Here is a 17,339-nt window from a genome sequence, read left to right as displayed (position 1 = left end):
CGGAACTGACAGCAGCGCTGGTTGGCGCCGATGTGGGTCTCCCAACCACCCATCTCGACGACCACGCGGCTTATATCGGATCCTGGCTCGCCATTTTGCGCAAGGATAATCGCGCATTGCTGACGGCGGCTGCGCGAGCCGAGGAAGCCGCCGGGTTTCTGCTGCGGGCAACCGATCTCGCTTGCGAGGATGATCTGGACGAGCAGGCGGCTGCTTGATCTCGCCATGTCGCCGATTGCACTATATCCATATATCCGCTATCGTGGATATATGGATAACGAATCTGTCATCGTCGCGTTGGGCGCGCTTGCCCAAGCCACGCGCCTCGACGCCTTCCGCCTTCTGGTGCGTCACGAACCCGAAGGCCTTCCCGCCGGCGAGGTCGCCAAGGCGCTGGATGTCCCGCAGAACACGATGTCGGTGCATTTGGCGACCCTGGCGCGTGCCGGCCTGGTCACATCCGAGCGGCGCAGCCGGATCATCAACTACCGCGCCGATCTCGATGCGCTACGCTCCGTGATGCTGTTCCTCGTCAAGGACTGCTGTGGTGGCCGGGCCGAGCTCTGCCATCCACTTGCGGATGAACTGCTTGCCTGTCGTGCTGCCTGAAAGGACATCAACATGACGGATCGCCTGTTGAACGTACTGTTTCTTTGCACGGGCAATTCCGCCCGTTCCATCATGGCCGAGGCGATCCTCAGCCGTGAGGGGCTAGGCCGTTTCAAATCGTTCAGCGCCGGCAGCCAGCCCAAGGGCGAGGTCCATCCGTTCACCATTCATCTCTTGGAGAAGCTGAACTACGACGCAAGCCGGTTCCGCTCGAAGAGCTGGGAAGAGTTTTCCGGCCCCGATGCGCCGTCCTTGGATTTCGTGTTCACCGTTTGCGACAATGCCGCCAATGAGCTTTGCCCGGTTTGGCCGGGGCAGCCGCTGACCGCCAATTGGGGGGTGCCCGATCCGGCCGCTATCGAGGACAGCGAAACGGTGCAGCACGCGGCCTTCTTCGATACTTACAGGATGCTGTTCAATCGCATCTCGCTGTTCACCAACCTGCCGTTCGAAGGCCTCGACAAGATGAGTCTACAGAACCGGCTGAACCGGATCGGCAAGGAACAGGGCCGCGCCGACCTCCCAAGCGAAAAGGCACCCAGCGCATGAGCAATGCCGCAATCGATATCGTCATCTATCACAATCCCGAGTGTGGGACGTCGCGCAACACGCTGGCGATGATCCGCAACGCCGGGATCGAGCCGCATGTGATCGAATATCTCAAGACGCCGCCCAACCGCCCGCGCCTGGTTTCGCTCATCGCCCGCATGGGCATCAGCGCACGCCAGTTGCTCCGCGAGAAGGGCACGCCCTTCGCCGAGCTGGGTCTTGCCGATCCGACGCTCAGCGATGACCAGCTCATTGATGCGATGATCGAACATCCGATCCTCATCAACCGGCCAATCGTTGTGTCGCCGCTCGGCGTGAAACTCTGCCGTCCATCGGAAGAGGTGCTCGATCTTCTCCCGTCCGCCCAGCGCGGGGCTTTCACCAAGGAAGATGGCGAGCAGGTCATCGACGCCGCCGGCAAGAGGATCGGGGCGTGAACGCGACCGTTGCGGCACGACCCAAGCCGGCGATCAACAGCTTCGAACGCTATTTGAGCGTCTGGGTGGCGCTCTGCATCGCTGTCGGCATCGCGCTCGGCTATTCGCTGCCGAATCTGTTCGCAGCCATCGCATCGGCTGAGATCGCGCGCGTGAACCTGGTCGTGGCTGTGCTGATCTGGCTGATGATCGTCCCCATGCTGCTCAAGATCGACCTCGGCGCGTTGGGGTCGGTTCGCCAACACTGGAAGGGCGTCGGCGTCACCCTCTTCATCAACTGGGCGGTGAAGCCCTTTTCAATGGCGCTGCTCGGCACGCTGTTCCTGGGATGGCTCTTCCGGCCGCTGCTGCCGCAGGGCGAGATCAACGCCTATATCGCCGGGCTCATCCTGCTCGCCGCCGCCCCCTGCACGGCGATGGTGTTCGTCTGGTCGAACCTGTGCGACGGCGAGCCGACCTATACGCTGAGCCAGGTGGCGCTCAACGACGTGATCATGGTCTTCGCCTTCGCACCGCTGGTCGGACTGCTGCTCGGGGTCGCCTCGATCACAGTGCCCTGGGACACGCTGCTCATCTCGGTCCTGCTCTATATCGTCGTGCCCGTCATCGTCGCGCAGATCATTCGTCGGGCGTTGCTATCGTCAGGCGGGCAGCCGGCGCTCGATCGGCTGCTGGCAACGCTTGGGCCGGTGTCGCTGGTTGCGCTGCTGACGACGCTCGTCCTCCTGTTCGGCTTCCAGGGCCCGGCGATCCTGGCTCATCCGCTGGTCATCGCACTGATTGCCATTCCCATCCTCATCCAGGTCTACTTCAATGCGGGCCTGGCCTATTGGCTCAGCCGGCGCTTCGGCGTGGCCTGGTGCGTCGCCGCTCCGGCCGCGCTGATCGGCGCGTCCAATTTCTTCGAGCTCGCGGTTGCAGCCGCGATCAGCCTGTTCGGCCTCAATTCCGGGGCCGCGCTCGCGACCGTGGTGGGCGTGCTGGTCGAGGTGCCGGTAATGCTGTCTGTCGTCAGCATCGTCAAGAAGACGCGGCCCTGGTACGAGCAACGCGTTCCTGCATGATCGCTACACTGCTGGATTCCAGGTCGCTTTCCGACCTGATGGCGGAGCTGAGCGCGGCGGGTCTGCCTGCCAGTGATCTCGCCGAGGCGGGACGCCGCTTCTTTCGGTTCGAGGATGATGTTGGCCTTGTCGGCTATGGCGGGATCGAAGGCGACGGCTCCGACCGCCTGCTGCGCTCGCTGGTCGTGAAGGCCGATCGGCGCGGATGCGGATTGGGCGGTGCCATTCTCACGGCAGTCGAACGCGCTGCAGCTGATGAGGGCGCGACTAGCCTGTACCTGCTCACCACGACCGCCGAGCCTTTCTTTCGCCGTCACGGCTATGAAACAGCCGAACGGACCGACGTTCCTGCCGTCATCGCGCAATCGGCCGAGTTCCGATCGCTATGCCCGGCGAGCGCCGCCCTTTTGTACAAATGGATTGCCTGATGTCGCGTCTTCGTATCCTTCCCGAACCCGATCACATGCCCGCGCTGGACCGTGCAATGATCCGGCCCGATCTCGCCGCCGGGCTCGGCGCGCTTGAGCCGAAACCTCGCATCCTCCTCCTCTACGGCTCGCTGCGCGAGCGGTCGTTCAGTCGCTTCGCGGTCGAGGAAGCGGCCCGGCTGCTCATCCTCTTCGGCGCCGAAGTGCGGATCTTCGATCCGGCCGATCTCCCGCTCCCCGACCAGATCAAGGACGATGATCACCCGGCGGTGCATGAGCTTCGCGAGCATGCGCTTTGGTCCGAGGGCATGGTCTGGTGCAGTCCCGAACGGCACGGCCAGATCACCGGCATCATGAAAGCGCAGATCGACCATTTGCCGCTCGAATTCGGCGGCATGCGTCCGACCCAGGGCCGGACCCTGGCCGTCATGCAGGTTTCGGGCGGATCGCAGTCGTTCAACGCGGTCAACACGTTGCGGCTGCTCGGGCGGTGGATGCGCATGTTCACCATCCCCAACCAGTCGAGCATTGCTATGGCGTTCAAGGAGTTCGACGAGGACGGCCGTCTCAGTGCCTCAAGCTATTATGACCGGATCGTCGACGTCATGGAGGAGCTGGTGCGCTTCACGGTGCTGACACGTCGCCATGCCGATCAACTCGTGGACCGCTATTCGGAACGCAAGGCGGCAGCCGCCAAGCGCGACGCGGCCTAAGATCTGGCCTCACGGTCGAAGGCCTGACGGCCGGGCTCTTCCGATGCGACGCGCTTTCATGCCGTCCTGTGCGTATCGGGAGATCGGGTTGCGGGTGCCCTTCTTAAGGTCCTCTGCGTCATGAATGCCTGACGCGACAGGGCCTTCGCGCCTTTCGCCAGAGGATGCGGCACATGGGCCATCGCGCTGGCGGCGGCAACCCGAACGCTCCGGCCGTGTTGGCGCGCCGAGGCGCGCCTGCCCGCACCACCCGGACCTTATCGGGTTCCCCTTGGGCGTTGCCCGGCGGTGCCGCCGCCGCTTTTTCGATGGCCCGGAGGGTGCGCATCCGGCGGGAAGGCCGCCGGCCCTGCGACACGGAAAGGCAATCCCTCATGACCAGCTCCCTTTCAGCAGTGCTCCAAGCACTCGAACTCGGCCATCTCGACCTGATGGGCGACCAACGCTCGATGGAAGCGCCGCCGCCGGCCGAAGCGCTCGAACAGACCGTCAGCGCCATCTGGAGCGATCTCTTCGCGCTCTTCCCCTTCACCGCGCTCGAACGCGACATCGAGGATCTGGGCTGGGGCTTCGTCAATCTCTTCCACCGCGCGGCCGCCAAGAAGCATCAGCTGATCGACCGCCTGACCGACGAGATCCGGCTCCTGCTCGCCGAGCAGGACGGGTCGGAGATCGCGACCGCCGACCTCGAGGACAAGATCGATCTCGCCCGCAAGGTCGAGCAGTCCGCCCAGGCCTATGAGGGGATGCGCGACACCGCGGCGCGCCACTATCTGCACGAGACCGGCCGCTCCTGGGTGCCCGCGACCGGCAACCGCATCTCGCTCGGCACGACCGCTGCGATCGTCGATGGCCGGGCCTATTTGCAGGCGCGGCGCGAGCGGGTGCGCGATGCCAATATGGTCCATGGCACGCCCGTGGTCTTCGCCGGCGGGCGCCTTCGCTTCGCCAGCGACGACGAGGCCAAGCAGTTTGCCGACAATCTGCTGCGGACCCTCAAGGCCGTGCGCGAACGTGTGGGCGACATGTATCTCGTCCATGGCGGCGACATGAAGGGCATCGAGCGTCTTGCAGCATCCTGGGCCGAGCAGAACGGCATCCAGCAGCTGCGGTTCGGCCTTGATCGCAAGCTTGGCGATCGTGCCGGCTTCCGGCGCAACGAGCAGATGCTCTCGGTCAAGCCGCGCTACGTCATCGCCTTCCAGGGCAACGGCGTCACCGAAAGACTGGTGATCGAGGCCAAGGCGCGCGGCATCCATGTCGTCGATCGCCGCGGACCGCTCGGAACGCCGCCGGCGGCGTTATCCCGCGGCTGACCGCCGTGCCGGCCGCTTCGGCGGCCGGCTTTTCTCAATCTCGCGGATTCCGGTGCCGGAGGGGAGGGGGCGGGGCGGATGCGTCCCTTGTTCCCTTCGGAGGTTCCGCATCATGTTCATGCCCGATCGCGCCAGTGCGTGCGTGCTCCTTGCATTCCGCGCTGTGCATGGCCGCCACTGGAAGGCGAAGCTCCTGTCGTTATGGTCGACGGGCCGCGATGTGGACGAAGCCGATGGCGCTTACTTACGACATCTGCGCAACCAGGCCGGTCCTTCCTGGCTCCGCCAGCTGACGCCGCGCCGCTGGCGCGCGGTCGAAAGATTGGCGGCGCCCGGCGACCCGGTGCTTGCAGCGGTTTTTCTCGATCGTGCGCGCGAATTTCATCGCGGCGCGCAGATTGGCGCGCCTATTGCGCCCGCGCCGGCACTGCACTTGCTCGCGATCTCCTGCGAACTGGGTTTGAAGGCGCATCTTTTGGGTCATGGCTGGACGGACGATGCGCTGGCCCGCGATCTCCGTCATGACCTTGTCCGCGCCCTCGACGAGGCGTGGCAGCTAGGCCTGCCGGCGCCCGGTCGTCCCCTGGCCGATTTCATCAAGAGCCTCGGCCCGGCCTATGCCGTGCATCGGATCGACGCGCTGGTGGCAGGTGGCTATGCCTGCGACATCGGCGCCGTGCTTGGCGAGACCACGCAGCTCCTCGATGCCGTGGCGGCCTGCCTGAGCCCAGCCATGCCAGGCGCCGCCACCTTGCCCACCTCCTCTTCCCCCTCCGCGTGATCGTGCAACGGACGTCGTGTCGAGCCCGCGAGTGGCCATGCGAAGGATCTACAATCCCGTCCTGCGGCTCAAGGGACGGGCAGATAAGGCGCGCGCGTAAGGTCCGCGAGATGCCGGACCGGCGAGCTCAGCAAAGCCGGCAATATCGGCGGTTTCGATGGGTGGGCTCCGGTCATGGCCCAAGCGACGCACCGTCCTTCTCCTCATCTGACCCCTAAGCCGGCCGTCCGACCCATCCAACCCGCGAGCCATCGGGCCGAGTTGCCGTGTGCCACGGCTGCCCGCACCACCCCTTGTCCCGGGGTTCCCCGGCGCTGCGCTGTCGGTGGATTGGCCGTCCTGTCCGCCTTGGCCGGGGATCAGTCGAAGGGACGGTCCCTTGGACCCATATCGAAGGAACCCAAGCCATGCAGAACCTCGTCATCCTCGCCGGCAATGTCGGTGGCACGCCGGAAACCCGCACCACCCAGGGCGGCACCCGCATCACCCATTTCAGCCTCGCCACCTCGCGCCCGAAGCGCGACAGCAACGGCAAGATCCTGCGCGACGACAACAATCGCCGCCTCGAGGACACCGAATGGCACCGGATCACCTGCTTCAACGGCGTCGGCAAGACGGTCGAGCAATATGTCGACAAGGGCATGAAGGTCATGGTCCGGGGCCGTATCCACTACACCCGCTGGACCGACAGCGAGAATATCGAACGCTACGGCGTCGAGATCATCGCCGACGAGGTGACCTTCCTCACCCGCGCCAAGTCGAACGAGAATAGCGGCGGCGGCAACGAGCCCGAGGACGATGAAATCCCGTTCTGAGGTCGGACAGGGCGGCCCGGCGGCATCGCCGCCGGGCCTCTTATCCTGTTCAGGCGCGGCATGGTCCCAAGCGGATCAGCGGGATCGGCATCGCCCCTTGGCATAGCGCTCCCAGCGCAGCACGGTGCCGGTCGCAATCATCGCGCAGCTGAGATCGCCGATGCCGGGCGCGTTGCACCAGGCGCCGGTCCGGTTGCCCTTGGCTTCGCCGGTCGAGACGCAGCGCATGGTGGAGCCAGCCACGCGAATATGCCCGGTGGATGTCTGGCCGCGCGGTCCGCCAAGCAGGCGCACCAGCGCATCGCGGGCGGCCGGGCCACTTGCTCTCGGACAGGGCTGGCCGGGGCGGCAGCTGTTGTCGATCTCGCGCGCGGCAATGCCGGCGAGCCGCACATGGGCGCCCTCGCGGCACCAGATCGGGCCATCGCCATCCCAGACGCGCGTCGGTGTGCAGGCGAAAGTCTGACCATTGGGGACCACGGCGGCGGCGAGCAGGAGCGGGAACAGCATCCGGCGGGGCTAACCGACAAGCGGCCGCCTGTCATCCGGACCCCGCTGGATGGGGCGGCAGGCAGGGCAAGGGGCGGGGCGCGACATCGGCGGGGACCTGGCCTCCTGGCCGGCGGGTTCGCCCGCTCTCAATCGGCGCGATCCTTGGTCCACCCGGTGACCTTTTGCGATCAACCCGCAAGGGGTCCGGTCGCTTCGCTACGGCTTTTTGGGCCTCCAGCCAAAAAAGTGATCGCGGCCACCGGCCGGACACATCGGGCGCCTGTCGAGCGGGACGAACCCGCCGGCGCGCAAAGGAGCCTCGACATGTTCACCGACATCGCAATCGCTCGCCGCCACGCCTTCAGCCTCTCGCGCAGCCTCATGATGGTCACCTTCGTCATCGCGATCGGGCAGCATTACGGGGTCATCACCGCCGAAGACGCCGACGGCAGCGTCGCCATCGTCACCGAATTCGATCCCTTTGCCTGACGGCTCGTCCGGGAGCCGCTCGGCTCCCGGTTATTCCCCTCGCTTCGATCGCGGCTTGCGCCGAAGACGGGCAACGGCTCGATGACCTCGCTGCACTCATCGATGAGGGCGGCCCCTTTTCCGTGGAGGGAAAGGGTGTCGCGAGCCTGCTGGCGGAATTTCGGCACCAGAAAGGGCTGCCCACGATGCTCGCCCATGGCCAGGCGAAGCTGACAGTCGAACGGACCAGTCGATGGGCCACCATCTTTCGTGTGATCGCGATCCGGGCACGGTAGGCTGATCGTTCGACGCTCGTGATCGAAGAGAGCGAGGCGGCGGAGAGGCTTCAGCAGCTCCGTAAAGTATCGCAGAAATCGTGCTCTGCTCTTGGCAATCTGCGACGGGCGGTTGCCGTCTGAAAGTCGGATTTCTCTGCATCTATGCGCTGAGAATGGCGGCTCCGGCGCGGCCGGACCGGGCTCTAGGCTTCGCCCTGAACCTTGTGCCAAGTCTCAGCCCATTCGGGTGACGATCCCTGCCGTGGCTGCTCGCACTTTCAACCCTGCGCGCAAACGATGGCCCGGCCGGTCGCGCCGCGCGCTGGAGGGCAGTTGGCCAGGCCCGCGCGCAGGTGCTCATCGTGCAGCAATATGTGCCAGAGACGGTCATGGCCGCGCGCCGCGAGATAATAGGCCGCGCCGTCGCAGCCGACCATGCGGCATCGGGCCTGCCGGTCGATGAGGCTGGCGCCTGCTCCATGGAGCCCGATCAGGGCATCGACATCCTCGCGCATCAACCCGCCGCAGCGGCGGCATTGCGATCGGACGAGGATCTGGCGCAGCCGCATCGCCTGGAGTGACGTGGTCCAGGCCGGGGCAAGGCGGAAGAGAGTGGCGCTGCTCGTCATGACGGGCAGAGGATAGCGCCGGGCTCTCCGCGGAGCCAGAGGATCAGGACACCGCGATCATCTCTTCGCGATCCCGCCCGCCAAGACCTTCCTCCTGTCGGCTCGCCTGGCCGGCGCGCGCGCCCGCGCAAGCCCGCTCCGCGCGCTTCTCCACTGCCGTTGCGACCCTGCGGGTGCTCGGCCGCGCTCTGCCGCCGGCCCTTGGCACGCCTGTCGGAAGGCCCCGGCGGGCGGGGCCGGACAGATCAGGAGCGTTCTCATGTCCCAATCCTCCCCGAATGCGATGAGCCAGGCCGAGCGGATCGCCCGCGTCGCCGAACTCAATGACGCGCTTCGCCGGTCCATCCATAGCCCGGGCCGCAACCAGATCGTGATGACCGCCGGCGTTGCGGCGCTGATCGGCGAGGTCGCCCTGTTCCGCGGCTTTCGCCGCCGCGCGGAGATCCTCCGGATCGTGCGCGACTATGACAGCTTCACGCCCGACAACGATCCGATCGGCGAGCATGATTTCGGCCGCTTCGAGTTCGAGGATGCGATCCTCTACTGGAAGATCGACTATTACGATCTCGAGCTCGCCTATGGCTCGGCGGATGCCGCGAACCCCGAGGTCACGACGCGCGTGCTCACCATCCTGCTGGCCGACGAATATTGATCCGGCGCAGCCATCCCCCCGACCGGGGGGATGGCCCGCCCAAGTCTGCTTGAGCAGACTATGCGGGCAACGGACGCCGCGTCCGCAAATGCGGGAGGGGAGGGCGCGGGCCTGAGATGCCGCGCGATTGCGCGTGGCCGGCGCCAGTGGCGCCGTTCGCTTGCCCTTCACTGGCTCCAAGGAGACTTATCATGGCCGCATATTTCGCCGCGCATCCCGATCACGCGTTTCTCTTCGCGTTCGGCTGCTTCGCCCTCACCGTCTATCTGTTCCGCTATGTCGGTCCCGGCATTGGCGGTGGCGGCGACTGGTCCTCGCGCGATCATTATGAGCGCAACCTGCGCGATGGTCCGGACGACTATTGCTGAGGTGCCGCGGTCATGAAGACGATCGTCGTCAGCCTGCTCAAGGGCGGGGTCGGCAAGACCTTCCTCGCCACTCATCTCGCCTGGTATCTCGCCGAACCGCCTGAGCGCCGCGTCGCCTTCGTCGATCTCGATCCCCAGGGCAGCTCGACGCGGCGCCTGGGCGCCGAGCGGCAGGGCGGGTTTTCCGCCGACCTGTTCGACCCTGCCGCTACCCTGTGCGCCGACGGGCAGGGCGGGCTGACCGTGCTCGGCGCCGATCCCCGCCTCCAGATGGTCAAGGCGGCGCAGGATGTGCGCGACTTCATCGGGCGCTTCCCGGCGCTCCGCCCGCATTTCGACTATTGCGTCATCGACACCGGTCCCAAGTGGGACGAGCTCACCTTGAGCGCGATGGCGGTCGCCGATGCCGTGATCGCGCCGGTGCAGGTGGCTGAGGATTCGGTCGAATGCGCCAAGATGCTGCTGACCGCGCTGCGCAAAGCCGAGGCCGCGCGCGCCGGCCGCAAGATCGCTTTCCTCGGGCTCCTCCCCTCGATGGTCAATCCGTTCGACCGGCGCGAGATGGAGAATGCGGTTAAGCTCGCGCATGCGGTCGGCGAGAAGCTCATGTTCCCGGCCTTCATCAAGGCGCGGCCGACCTACAAGCATGCCGCGGAAAATCATCGTCCGGTATGGCTGGAGACCGGCAGCGGCGCCAAGGCGGCGGCCGAGGAGATCCGCGCGGTGCTCGCCGAGATCGAGCGGCGCATGACAAGCCTGGAGGTCGCGGCCGCCTGATGGGGAAGTTCGACGAGCGCATCGAGGAGTTCGGACTTCTTGTCGGCGACCATGAACGAGCGCGCCGGGTCGAGGATATCGAGCTTGCGCGCATCCTGCCCGACCCCGGCAATCCCCGGCGCAGCTTCGACGATGACGCGCTCGCCGAGCTGGCCGCCTCGATCGCGTCGCGCGGCGTGCTGCAGCCGATCACGGTTACGCCGCCCGACGCGAACGGCATGCACCGGATACGTCTGGGCGAGCGCCGCTTCCGCGCATCGCAGCTGGCTGGCCTTGCCACGATCCCCGCGATCGTCGTGCCGGTCGGCGAGGGGGTGCAACTGCTGGCCGACCAGATCGTCGAGAACGACCAGCGCGCCGATCTGTCGTCGGTCGAGCTCGCCCATGCGATCGCCCGGATGCTGAAGGGCGGGATGAACCAGGTCGAGATCGCGGCGGCACTCGGCCGATCCAAGCAGTTCGTCTCGCTCTATGCCGCCTATGGCGACATGCCGGCCTATCTCAAGGCGGCCCTGCCGTTTGCGCCCATTCGCCTTCTCTATGATCTGCACCGCACTGCGCGGGACTACCCTGCCGAGGTCGAGGCCTATGTCGCCAGCTGGGGCGACGCCGGCGCAACGCTCGCCGCAGGATCGCGCTTCATCGCCGAACTCAAGCAGACGCACCCGGCGCCGGCCCCTCCGCGGGCGCCTGTGGCACAGCCATTGGCCCCCACCGACCGCGATCCGGTTCGATCGGGCCTCACGGACAAACCCTCCGCGCCGATCCGATCTAGACTACCGGTCTTGGTCGACGGCTTCCCTGCGTGGCTCCCGCTGGCGCCTTTGGTCACGGTGATTTTCGAGGATGGCCACGAGCGTGAAGTCGCTGCCTCGTCGATCGGTCCGATCGGCGAGAGAGGCGAGGCATTGCCAACAACTGACCCGCCTCCTCCGCGTTCGTAGTTTATCTTGCACGATGGTTTGGGCCGTACCCTTCGGGGTGCGGCCCTTTTCGTGTCGATGGGCGGGGGCGGCGCCGAAGGCGCCGCCCCTTGCTGCGGACGATCGATGTTCAAGAGGCGTTCACTGGCCGAAGAGCGATAGTCTGCCCAAGCAGACTATAAGATGAGTTGAGTAAAGGTGAGGGCCGGATAGGCTTGGCGCCGGGGATGTATGACAATAGCGTTGGGGACATGCCCGTCCTCACCTTTCGGCTCGACGATGATGTCGCCCAGCGCTTCGCCGCGCTCGCGGCGGCATCAGGCGGCCGCTCGGCGCTGTTGCGCCGCTTGATCGGTGACGCCTTGGCCATGGAGGCGGGGGAGGGGCATCAGGCGCCGCGCGCCCGCCAGCGCGCAACCTGCCGGGTCGAGGTTCGGCTGATCCCGGAAGAAATCGCCGCGCTCGACCGCGCGGCGGATGTGCTGGGGATGAAGCGTACCGACTGGATCACCACGCTGTTGGCGCGGCGCTTGCGCGCAAACGCGCCCTTGCCGCGCGAGGAGCGAGCGGCCGTCGCGCAGGCGTGGCGCGAGCTCAATCGGATCGGGATCAACCTCAACCAGGCGACCCGCGCGCTCAACGCCTCGGTGATGGTCGAATCCGGCCTCGACGTCGCGCGGGAAGCGGCCAGGGTCGCAAGTTTCCGGTCCGAGATCGTCGATGCGCTTGCCGGTCTCGGGGCCGCGCTCAAGGGCGATCTTCGCTACTGGGACACGGCCGATGCGTGAGGAGGAGGGGGTTCTCCCGCTTCCCAGCCTGATGGAGGCCTGGCGGCCGCCGACAGGCGGCAAGCGGACCCTGCGCGGCGCTTATGTTCGGATCAAACCGGGCGGAAGCGGGGGCGGGGCCGCCCGGCCGATGTCGATGAGCCAGGCCGAGGCGCGCGCCAAGCTCGAGCGGATCGTGCGCAAGGCGCCCGAGGTGATGGTGAAGGTCTCCGGCAAGCAATATGGCGCTCATCATGTCGCCGAGCATTTCGGCTATGTGGCGCGCCACGGGAAGCTCGCCGTCCGATCGAGCGAGGGCGAGATTATCACCGAGCCGGATCGGCTCAAGGCGATCGCTCAGGACTGGGCGATGCTCGACGAGGCCATGAACGAACATGGCCGGGAGCGGCCGACGTCGATGTCGCTGGTGCTCTCGATGCCCGGGGGATCGACCGACGCCGAGACGCTTCATGACGCGGCGCAGGCATTCGCGCGGATCCTGTTCGAGGCGAACCATGCCTATATGCTGGCGCTCCATACCGACACCGATCATCCCCACGTCCATCTGACGGTGGCGACCGAAGGGGCGGACGGAACCCGCTTCAATCCGCGCAAGGCGGATCTCCATCATATGCGTGAGACCTTCGCGCATGAGCTGCGCGCGCGCGGTGTCGCGGCCGAAGCCACCCCCCGGCGCGCGCGCGGCCATGTCCAGAAGCGGGTCCGTTCGTCCGCGCTCCATCTCGATGCCCGGCTTGGGGGCGAGGGGCGCAGGCTCAATCTCGCGCAGCTCAACGAACTGCGGGCGCAAAGCTTCGTGCGTGCGGTCGACCAGGAGCGCCGGGCAGAAGATGTCATGGCGCTTTCGCGCCAGAAGCAGATCCGCGGCGCCTATGCCGAGGCAGCGGTCGCGCTCGCCGGCACCGGGAAACCGGAAGATCGTGCCTTGGGGCAGGAAATCGCCGGCTTTCTGGCGGCGATGCCGCCGGCGGTGTCGCGGCGGCTCGCGCGCGCGCGGGAGATACTGCAATCCGAGCGGCCGCCGCAGGAGCGCCGAAACGAGCCGGAGGGCGTTTCGCCGCCCACAGGTGCGGACGAGGGGCGGCCACCGCTTCACCGGGATCGGGAACGATGATGGCCGGCGCTGCCGGACCTTGCCTGTGTGACCTGGGCATCCTATCTGGATGCGATGCCAAAATATCTTGGAAAATAGCGAATTTAGGCGCTGATACGCGCTTCTGGCTTGTTAGAAAAAAGCGTGCTATTATCTAACGGGTAGGAGCACAGTCAATGTCTGCGGTAGCCGATCGGATCATGAAGCGCGTGCGGGGCAAGGGCCGCGGCTGGGTGTTCACGCCCAAGAGCTTCGTCGACTTCGGGACGCGTGGGTCGGTCGACATGGCGCTGTCGCGCCTCGTGACCGCCGGCGACATCCGGCGCATCGGCCGGGGTCTTTATGACTATCCGCGCCAGCATGACAAGCTCGGTGCGCTCAGTCCCGATCCCGCCAATGTCGCCAAGGCCCTCTCGACGCAGAGCGGGGACAAGCTCGCACCGTCGGGCGCGGCGGCGGCGAACAGGCTCGGGCTATCGACCCAGGTTCCCGCCCGGGCCAGCTATGCCACGACCGGGCGGACCCGGGTCAGGCAAGCGGGCGGGCGCAGCCTGACGCTCAAGCACAGCCGCGCACCGGTGATCGACAATGCGCCTGACTCGGTCAACGCGGTCGTGCAGGCGCTCGCGCATCTGGGGAAGGACAATATCGACAGCGACAAGATCCGGCACTTCGCCGCCCGCCTCGATGATCGCGACATGCGGATGCTTGCCCAGGCCAGGGCCGAGATGCCCGGATGGATGGGCGACCTCGTCTTAAAGATCGGCGCCGCCCGTAATGGATGAGTTCGCTCGCAGACCGGCCGAGGCAGATATCAAGAGAGATTAGTAAGTTTACAGAAAAAATATAAACTGCCATAACCTCGCTATGGATGCTCGTAGAAACCCCTTTGCGCCCGGCGCAGGTACACCGCCGCCTGAACTCGCGGGACGCGGTGCATTGCTGGAACGCAACGCCGTAGCTCTTGACCGGATCCGCATGGCGCGAGCAGCCCGACCGAGCATCCTGTACGGTTTGCGAGGGGTAGGAAAAACCGTTCTTCTCGCCACCATGCGGGATGCTGCGGAGCGCGAAGGGATGGCCGTAGTCGCGATAGAAGCTCCTGAAAACCGATCGTTGCCGGGGATATTGGTTCCTGCGTTACGGGCGGCACTGCTGCGTCTCGATCGGTTAAAACAAGCTTCGGCCGGCGTGAAGCGCGCTCTGCAAGCGCTGGCGGGATTCGCGAAGCTCAAGGTCAAATATGATGATCTTGAGGTCGCGCTGGATTTCGAACCCGAGCCGGGCCTTGCGGACAGTGGCGACCTCGAGACCGACCTGGCCGATCTGATTGTCGCCGTGGGAGAGGCCGCCCAGGAACGAAAAACTGCGGTCGTCCTGGTGATCGACGAACTGCAATATGTGCCAGAGGAACAGCTCGCGGCATTGATTAGCGCGCTCCATCGAGCCAGTCAGAGACAGCTACCGGTAACCATGCTGGCAGCTGGTTTGCCTCAGCTTCTGGGGCAAATGGGGCGAGCAAAATCCTATGCAGAGCGTCTGTTTGAATTCATCGCCGTAGGTCCGCTGGATGACGAGGCGGCGCGGGACGCCATCCGTCTGCCAATCGCGCGCGAAAAGGAGTCCATCGAAAATGCGGCTTTGGATGCAATTTTGGCGCAAACCCAGGGGTATCCGTATTTCCTTCAGGAGTGGGGAAAGCATGGGTGGGATGTTGCTGATGCTTCACCGATCACCGCCGCCGATATCGCAGTTGCTACAAAAAGCGCACTGGCCGAACTGGATGCGAGCTTCTTCCGTGTGCGTTTTGACAGGCTGACGCCGGCAGAAAAGCGATATCTCCGCGCAATGGCAAGCTTGGGTCCTGGTCCGCATCGATCAGGCGATGTCGCTGAAGCTATGGGGGTGAAAGTCTCGAGCGTCGCACCGACCCGCAACAGTCTGATTGCAAAGGGTATGCTCTATAGTCCTGCTCATGGGGACACGGCGTTCACAGTGCCGTTATTCGATACCTATATGAAAAGAGTGATGCCTGAAGCTTAGTCTTGGCAGATGATGGCTGCCTGCTTGTGGAGGTGCGGCCATAAGTGATTGTTATACAACGATAGAAATCTGATAATTTGTATTATGTTAAATCAGTGCCAGCATCCACAAGCGAGTGGCCGCTCACGCACAGAAGTCTGGCGTCAAAAGCCGAACGCACCGAAAAGCTGCTGTTCTCAGGCGGGCTGCCGAAACCCGACAGGTTGGCAACCAGCTGGGTTTCGTGCCTGCACAAAGATGGGCTAAATGCGGGACCAATGGAATCGAGCGAGGGAACTTGCATGATCACCGCCAAGCACATCCCTTGGGAGCCGATCGGCACTTTGCCGGAAGACCGGAAAGACGGCCGTCGCTTGCTGCTCTGGGAGGTTGACCTCCCTGTGATCGGGCGATGGGATAGCGACCGCGAAGGCTGGGAAGATCCCGAAAGCATGCATATCCTGGAAGAAGTCACCTATTGGGCCGACATCAACCCACCCGTGTGATATGGGGCAATACTAAGGACTGGGTTAGCTCCCATATGACGGTGGGCGTCTTCTGCCTCTGCATTTACAAATGTCGACAACCGCCAAAATCTCAGTCGTTCGCGCCTGAAATTCAGGCCTGATGGCCGACCTTCGTTATGATCAATCGCAACGTCATAGGCTTCGACTAATTAGATTTCTCGCTACCCATTTGTGTATCCTTTGGTTACACCGGATCCCATGAAGACCAAGGATGCAGGGCTGAGAATCCGGATTGACCGCGAACTCCGCGAGGCGTTTGTGGAGGCGTGTCGCGGCCAAGACAGGCCTGCAGCCCAAGTTCTGCGGGAGTTCATGAGAGAGTACGTAAGCGCCCACGAGCCGCTTTCGAGCAAACATAAGGGGCCTAGGCCGTCGCATGGCAAGGGGACGGCACATGGGCAATGAGGCTGACACCTGCCGCAAGCATGTCGTTCCCAAGCTCCAGGCGGCCGGGTGGGATAACGACCCGCATTCAATTGCGGAACAGCGCAGCATTACGGATGGCCGCGTCATTCCCATGGGCAAGGGCTTTATCCGAAAACCTCCAAAGCGCGTGGACTACCTTCTGCGTCACACGCGCGACTTTCCGATAGCCGTTGTCGAAGCGAAAGCGAGTTACAGAACCGCCTTCGACGCCGTGCAGCAGGCGCGCGAATATGCTGAGATGCTCGGTCTGAAGTTCGCGTATGCGACCAACGGCGCGGACATTATCGAGATCGATTATTTTACTGGGCGTGAAAACCGGATCTCGGCCTATCCTACTCCGGACGAGTTGTGGCAGCGCTATCAGACCGGATCGGGCATCACGGGCATATCGCAGGTCTCCCAGCTTCTTGCGCCCTACAATCACGACGGGGGTAAGGCGCCGCGCTACTATCAGCAGATCGCCATCAACCGTACCATTGAGGCAATCCTAGGCGGCAAGAAACGCGTGCTCCTCACCATGGCGACAGGCACCGGGAAAACCGTCGTTGCGTTCCAGTTATGCTGGAAACTCTGGTCAAGCCGCTGGAACCGGACAGGCGAGCACCGTAAGCCGCGAATTCTCTTCCTTGCCGACCGGAATATTCTGATCGACGATCCCAAGGACAAGACGTTCGCGCCGTTCGGCGATGCGCGCCACAAGATCGCCTCCGGCGAAATCGTCTTCAGCCGCGAGATGTATTTTGCCATCTATCAGGCGCTCGCCGAGGATGAGCGCCGTGAAGGCCTGTTCCGAGATTACCCGTCGGACTTCTTTGACCTTATCATCGTGGACGAATGCCATCGTGGCAGCGCGCGTAATGACAGTTCCTGGCGCGCGATCCTTGAGCATTTCAAGCCGGCCTTTCAGCTGGGCATGACGGCGACGCCGCTGCGCGATGATAACCGCGACACCTATCTCTACTTCGGAAACCCCATTTACGAGTACAGTCTGCGTCAGGGAATCGATGATGGCTTCCTCGCCCCCTATCGTGTGCACCGGGTTGTGACGGCGTGGGATGCCGCCGGGTGGCGCCCCAGCAACGAGGAGCTTGACCGCTACGGCAGATCGATCCCTGACGATGAGTATCAGACCAAGGACTTTGAGCGTGTGGTTGCACTGCGCGCGCGCACCGAGGCTATCGCGT

At 64.6% G+C, this 17,339-nt stretch carries 25 protein-coding genes; 23 read left to right on the top strand and 2 right to left on the bottom strand.

The annotated features are described in order from the left end of the window. The 10 genes from SAB01S_RS17420 to SAB01S_RS17375 all read left to right on the top strand — a co-directional run. Positions 1-218: zincin-like metallopeptidase domain-containing protein (locus SAB01S_RS17420; protein WP_083951441.1), on the top strand; the 218-nt coding region annotated here is incomplete at its 5' end. A 7-nt stretch (positions 219-225) separates the two neighbouring features. Then, entirely contained in the window at positions 226-609 is a 384-nt protein-coding gene (locus tag SAB01S_RS17415) for an ArsR/SmtB family transcription factor (protein WP_021224340.1), read from the top strand. Between the two features lie 12 nt (positions 610-621). Next, a complete protein-coding gene (locus SAB01S_RS17410; RefSeq protein WP_007688074.1) occupies positions 622-1,158 on the top strand; it encodes an arsenate reductase ArsC in 537 nt (178 codons plus the stop codon). Next, entirely contained in the window at positions 1,155-1,595 is a 441-nt protein-coding gene (gene arsC / locus SAB01S_RS17405) for an arsenate reductase (glutaredoxin) (RefSeq protein WP_007688073.1), read from the top strand. The genes SAB01S_RS17410 and arsC overlap by 4 nt, the downstream gene beginning before the upstream one ends. Continuing rightward, positions 1,592-2,659: an ACR3 family arsenite efflux transporter gene (gene arsB, locus SAB01S_RS17400; protein WP_007688072.1), complete on the top strand. Its 1,068-nt coding sequence runs from the start codon at positions 1,592-1,594 to the stop codon at positions 2,657-2,659. Before arsC ends, arsB begins: the two co-directional genes overlap by 4 nt. Next, the gene (gene arsN2 / locus SAB01S_RS17395; protein WP_007688071.1) at positions 2,656-3,087 is read left to right on the top strand and encodes an arsenic resistance N-acetyltransferase ArsN2; all 432 of its coding nucleotides are present in this window, start codon (positions 2,656-2,658) and stop codon (positions 3,085-3,087) included. The genes arsB and arsN2 overlap by 4 nt, the downstream gene beginning before the upstream one ends. Continuing rightward, on the top strand, positions 3,087-3,800 hold the full coding sequence (gene arsH / locus SAB01S_RS17390) for an arsenical resistance protein ArsH (protein WP_062734574.1): 714 nt from the start codon (positions 3,087-3,089) through the stop codon (positions 3,798-3,800). The genes arsN2 and arsH overlap by 1 nt, the downstream gene beginning before the upstream one ends. Before the next feature lie 374 nt (positions 3,801-4,174). Next, positions 4,175-5,116: a DUF2493 domain-containing protein gene (locus SAB01S_RS17385; RefSeq protein ID WP_021224341.1), complete on the top strand. Its 942-nt coding sequence runs from the start codon at positions 4,175-4,177 to the stop codon at positions 5,114-5,116. Next, positions 5,058-5,897: a hypothetical protein gene (locus SAB01S_RS17380; protein ID WP_245646519.1), complete on the top strand. Its 840-nt coding sequence runs from the start codon at positions 5,058-5,060 to the stop codon at positions 5,895-5,897. Before SAB01S_RS17385 ends, SAB01S_RS17380 begins: the two co-directional genes overlap by 59 nt. A 407-nt stretch (positions 5,898-6,304) precedes the next feature. Next, positions 6,305-6,712, top strand: coding sequence for a single-stranded DNA-binding protein (locus tag SAB01S_RS17375; protein ID WP_007688067.1), 408 nt, complete (start codon positions 6,305-6,307; stop codon positions 6,710-6,712). Positions 6,713-6,787: 75 nt separating this feature from the next. On the opposite strand, the gene SAB01S_RS17370 is transcribed toward SAB01S_RS17375, so the two are convergent. Continuing rightward, on the bottom strand, positions 6,788-7,222 hold the full coding sequence (locus tag SAB01S_RS17370; protein ID WP_030540259.1) for a thermonuclease family protein: 435 nt from the start codon (positions 7,220-7,222) through the stop codon (positions 6,788-6,790). 306 nt (positions 7,223-7,528) lie between these two features. Here SAB01S_RS17370 and SAB01S_RS17365 point away from each other — a divergent pair, with 306 nt between their 5' ends. Together SAB01S_RS17365 and SAB01S_RS18940 are read left to right on the top strand one after the other, a co-directional pair. Then, positions 7,529-7,693 carry a hypothetical protein gene (locus tag SAB01S_RS17365; RefSeq protein ID WP_007688065.1) on the top strand — a complete coding sequence of 55 codons (165 nt, stop codon included), beginning with the start codon at positions 7,529-7,531 and terminating at the stop codon, positions 7,691-7,693. Between the two features lie 122 nt (positions 7,694-7,815). After that, on the top strand, positions 7,816-7,968 hold the full coding sequence (locus SAB01S_RS18940) for a hypothetical protein (RefSeq protein WP_237751569.1): 153 nt from the start codon (positions 7,816-7,818) through the stop codon (positions 7,966-7,968). A gap of 260 nt (positions 7,969-8,228) precedes the next feature. On the opposite strand, the gene SAB01S_RS18730 is transcribed toward SAB01S_RS18940, so the two are convergent. Then, positions 8,229-8,579 carry a hypothetical protein gene (locus tag SAB01S_RS18730; protein WP_030540260.1) on the bottom strand — a complete coding sequence of 117 codons (351 nt, stop codon included), beginning with the start codon at positions 8,577-8,579 and terminating at the stop codon, positions 8,229-8,231. Positions 8,580-8,838: 259 nt separating this feature from the next. Between SAB01S_RS18730 and SAB01S_RS17350 the strand changes: the two genes are divergently transcribed. From SAB01S_RS17350 to hsdR, 11 genes are all read left to right on the top strand, one after another. After that, positions 8,839-9,231, top strand: coding sequence for a DUF3768 domain-containing protein (locus SAB01S_RS17350; protein WP_174525680.1), 393 nt, complete (start codon positions 8,839-8,841; stop codon positions 9,229-9,231). Between the two features lie 191 nt (positions 9,232-9,422). Further along, a complete protein-coding gene (locus SAB01S_RS18700; RefSeq protein ID WP_013039042.1) occupies positions 9,423-9,599 on the top strand; it encodes a hypothetical protein in 177 nt (58 codons plus the stop codon). 12 nt (positions 9,600-9,611) lie between these two features. Next, positions 9,612-10,376: a ParA family protein gene (locus SAB01S_RS17345; RefSeq protein ID WP_030540908.1), complete on the top strand. Its 765-nt coding sequence runs from the start codon at positions 9,612-9,614 to the stop codon at positions 10,374-10,376. After that, the gene (locus SAB01S_RS17340) at positions 10,376-11,320 is read left to right on the top strand and encodes a ParB/RepB/Spo0J family partition protein (RefSeq protein WP_030540907.1); all 945 of its coding nucleotides are present in this window, start codon (positions 10,376-10,378) and stop codon (positions 11,318-11,320) included. Before SAB01S_RS17345 ends, SAB01S_RS17340 begins: the two co-directional genes overlap by 1 nt. A 206-nt stretch (positions 11,321-11,526) precedes the next feature. After that, the gene (locus tag SAB01S_RS17335; RefSeq protein WP_037471456.1) at positions 11,527-12,087 is read left to right on the top strand and encodes a plasmid mobilization protein; all 561 of its coding nucleotides are present in this window, start codon (positions 11,527-11,529) and stop codon (positions 12,085-12,087) included. After that, entirely contained in the window at positions 12,080-13,201 is a 1,122-nt protein-coding gene (locus tag SAB01S_RS17330; protein ID WP_030540905.1) for a relaxase/mobilization nuclease domain-containing protein, read from the top strand. Before SAB01S_RS17335 ends, SAB01S_RS17330 begins: the two co-directional genes overlap by 8 nt. Positions 13,202-13,356: 155 nt before the next feature. Next, positions 13,357-13,965: a DUF6088 family protein gene (locus SAB01S_RS17325; RefSeq protein ID WP_062734570.1), complete on the top strand. Its 609-nt coding sequence runs from the start codon at positions 13,357-13,359 to the stop codon at positions 13,963-13,965. 82 nt (positions 13,966-14,047) lie between these two features. Beyond that, the gene (locus SAB01S_RS17320; protein ID WP_030540903.1) at positions 14,048-15,223 is read left to right on the top strand and encodes a DUF8462 domain-containing protein; all 1,176 of its coding nucleotides are present in this window, start codon (positions 14,048-14,050) and stop codon (positions 15,221-15,223) included. 281 nt (positions 15,224-15,504) lie between these two features. After that, a complete protein-coding gene (locus SAB01S_RS17315) occupies positions 15,505-15,708 on the top strand; it encodes a hypothetical protein (protein ID WP_030540902.1) in 204 nt (67 codons plus the stop codon). A gap of 219 nt (positions 15,709-15,927) precedes the next feature. Next, positions 15,928-16,134: a ribbon-helix-helix protein gene (locus SAB01S_RS18935; protein WP_062734569.1), complete on the top strand. Its 207-nt coding sequence runs from the start codon at positions 15,928-15,930 to the stop codon at positions 16,132-16,134. Continuing rightward, on the top strand, positions 16,124-17,339 hold a 1,216-nt coding region (gene hsdR / locus SAB01S_RS17305), incomplete at its 3' end, for an EcoAI/FtnUII family type I restriction enzme subunit R (protein ID WP_169802584.1). The genes SAB01S_RS18935 and hsdR, both read left to right, overlap by 11 nt.

The organism is Sphingobium abikonense NBRC 16140, assembly GCF_001598335.1.
Taxonomy (GTDB): domain Bacteria; phylum Pseudomonadota; class Alphaproteobacteria; order Sphingomonadales; family Sphingomonadaceae; genus Sphingobium; species Sphingobium abikonense.
The sequence above is the reverse complement of the archived record's forward strand: the minus strand, read 5'-3'. Positions and strand labels throughout refer to the sequence as shown.

Bases quoted from the DNA above. Each gene is read 5' to 3' on its own strand.
- SAB01S_RS17415 (WP_021224340.1), top strand. From the start codon at position 226: ATGTCGCCGATTGCACTATATCCATATATCCGCTATCGTGGATATATG.
- SAB01S_RS17410 (WP_007688074.1), top strand. From the start codon at position 622: ATGACGGATCGCCTGTTGAACGTACTGTTTCTTTGCACGGGCAATTCC.
- arsC (WP_007688073.1), top strand. From the start codon at position 1,155: ATGAGCAATGCCGCAATCGATATCGTCATCTATCACAATCCCGAGTGT.
- arsN2 (WP_007688071.1), top strand. From the start codon at position 2,656: ATGATCGCTACACTGCTGGATTCCAGGTCGCTTTCCGACCTGATGGCG.
- arsH (WP_062734574.1), top strand. From the start codon at position 3,087: ATGTCGCGTCTTCGTATCCTTCCCGAACCCGATCACATGCCCGCGCTG.
- SAB01S_RS17385 (WP_021224341.1), top strand. From the start codon at position 4,175: ATGACCAGCTCCCTTTCAGCAGTGCTCCAAGCACTCGAACTCGGCCAT.
- SAB01S_RS17380 (WP_245646519.1), top strand. From the start codon at position 5,058: ATGTCGTCGATCGCCGCGGACCGCTCGGAACGCCGCCGGCGGCGTTAT.
- SAB01S_RS17375 (WP_007688067.1), top strand. From the start codon at position 6,305: ATGCAGAACCTCGTCATCCTCGCCGGCAATGTCGGTGGCACGCCGGAA.
- SAB01S_RS17370 (WP_030540259.1), bottom strand. From the start codon at position 7,222: ATGCTGTTCCCGCTCCTGCTCGCCGCCGCCGTGGTCCCCAATGGTCAG.
- SAB01S_RS17365 (WP_007688065.1), top strand. From the start codon at position 7,529: ATGTTCACCGACATCGCAATCGCTCGCCGCCACGCCTTCAGCCTCTCG.
- SAB01S_RS18730 (WP_030540260.1), bottom strand. From the start codon at position 8,579: ATGACGAGCAGCGCCACTCTCTTCCGCCTTGCCCCGGCCTGGACCACG.
- SAB01S_RS17350 (WP_174525680.1), top strand. From the start codon at position 8,839: ATGTCCCAATCCTCCCCGAATGCGATGAGCCAGGCCGAGCGGATCGCC.
- SAB01S_RS18700 (WP_013039042.1), top strand. From the start codon at position 9,423: ATGGCCGCATATTTCGCCGCGCATCCCGATCACGCGTTTCTCTTCGCG.
- SAB01S_RS17345 (WP_030540908.1), top strand. From the start codon at position 9,612: ATGAAGACGATCGTCGTCAGCCTGCTCAAGGGCGGGGTCGGCAAGACC.
- SAB01S_RS17340 (WP_030540907.1), top strand. From the start codon at position 10,376: ATGGGGAAGTTCGACGAGCGCATCGAGGAGTTCGGACTTCTTGTCGGC.
- SAB01S_RS17335 (WP_037471456.1), top strand. From the start codon at position 11,527: ATGTATGACAATAGCGTTGGGGACATGCCCGTCCTCACCTTTCGGCTC.
- SAB01S_RS17330 (WP_030540905.1), top strand. From the start codon at position 12,080: ATGCGTGAGGAGGAGGGGGTTCTCCCGCTTCCCAGCCTGATGGAGGCC.
- SAB01S_RS17325 (WP_062734570.1), top strand. From the start codon at position 13,357: ATGTCTGCGGTAGCCGATCGGATCATGAAGCGCGTGCGGGGCAAGGGC.
- SAB01S_RS17320 (WP_030540903.1), top strand. From the start codon at position 14,048: ATGGATGCTCGTAGAAACCCCTTTGCGCCCGGCGCAGGTACACCGCCG.
- SAB01S_RS17315 (WP_030540902.1), top strand. From the start codon at position 15,505: ATGATCACCGCCAAGCACATCCCTTGGGAGCCGATCGGCACTTTGCCG.
- SAB01S_RS18935 (WP_062734569.1), top strand. From the start codon at position 15,928: ATGAAGACCAAGGATGCAGGGCTGAGAATCCGGATTGACCGCGAACTC.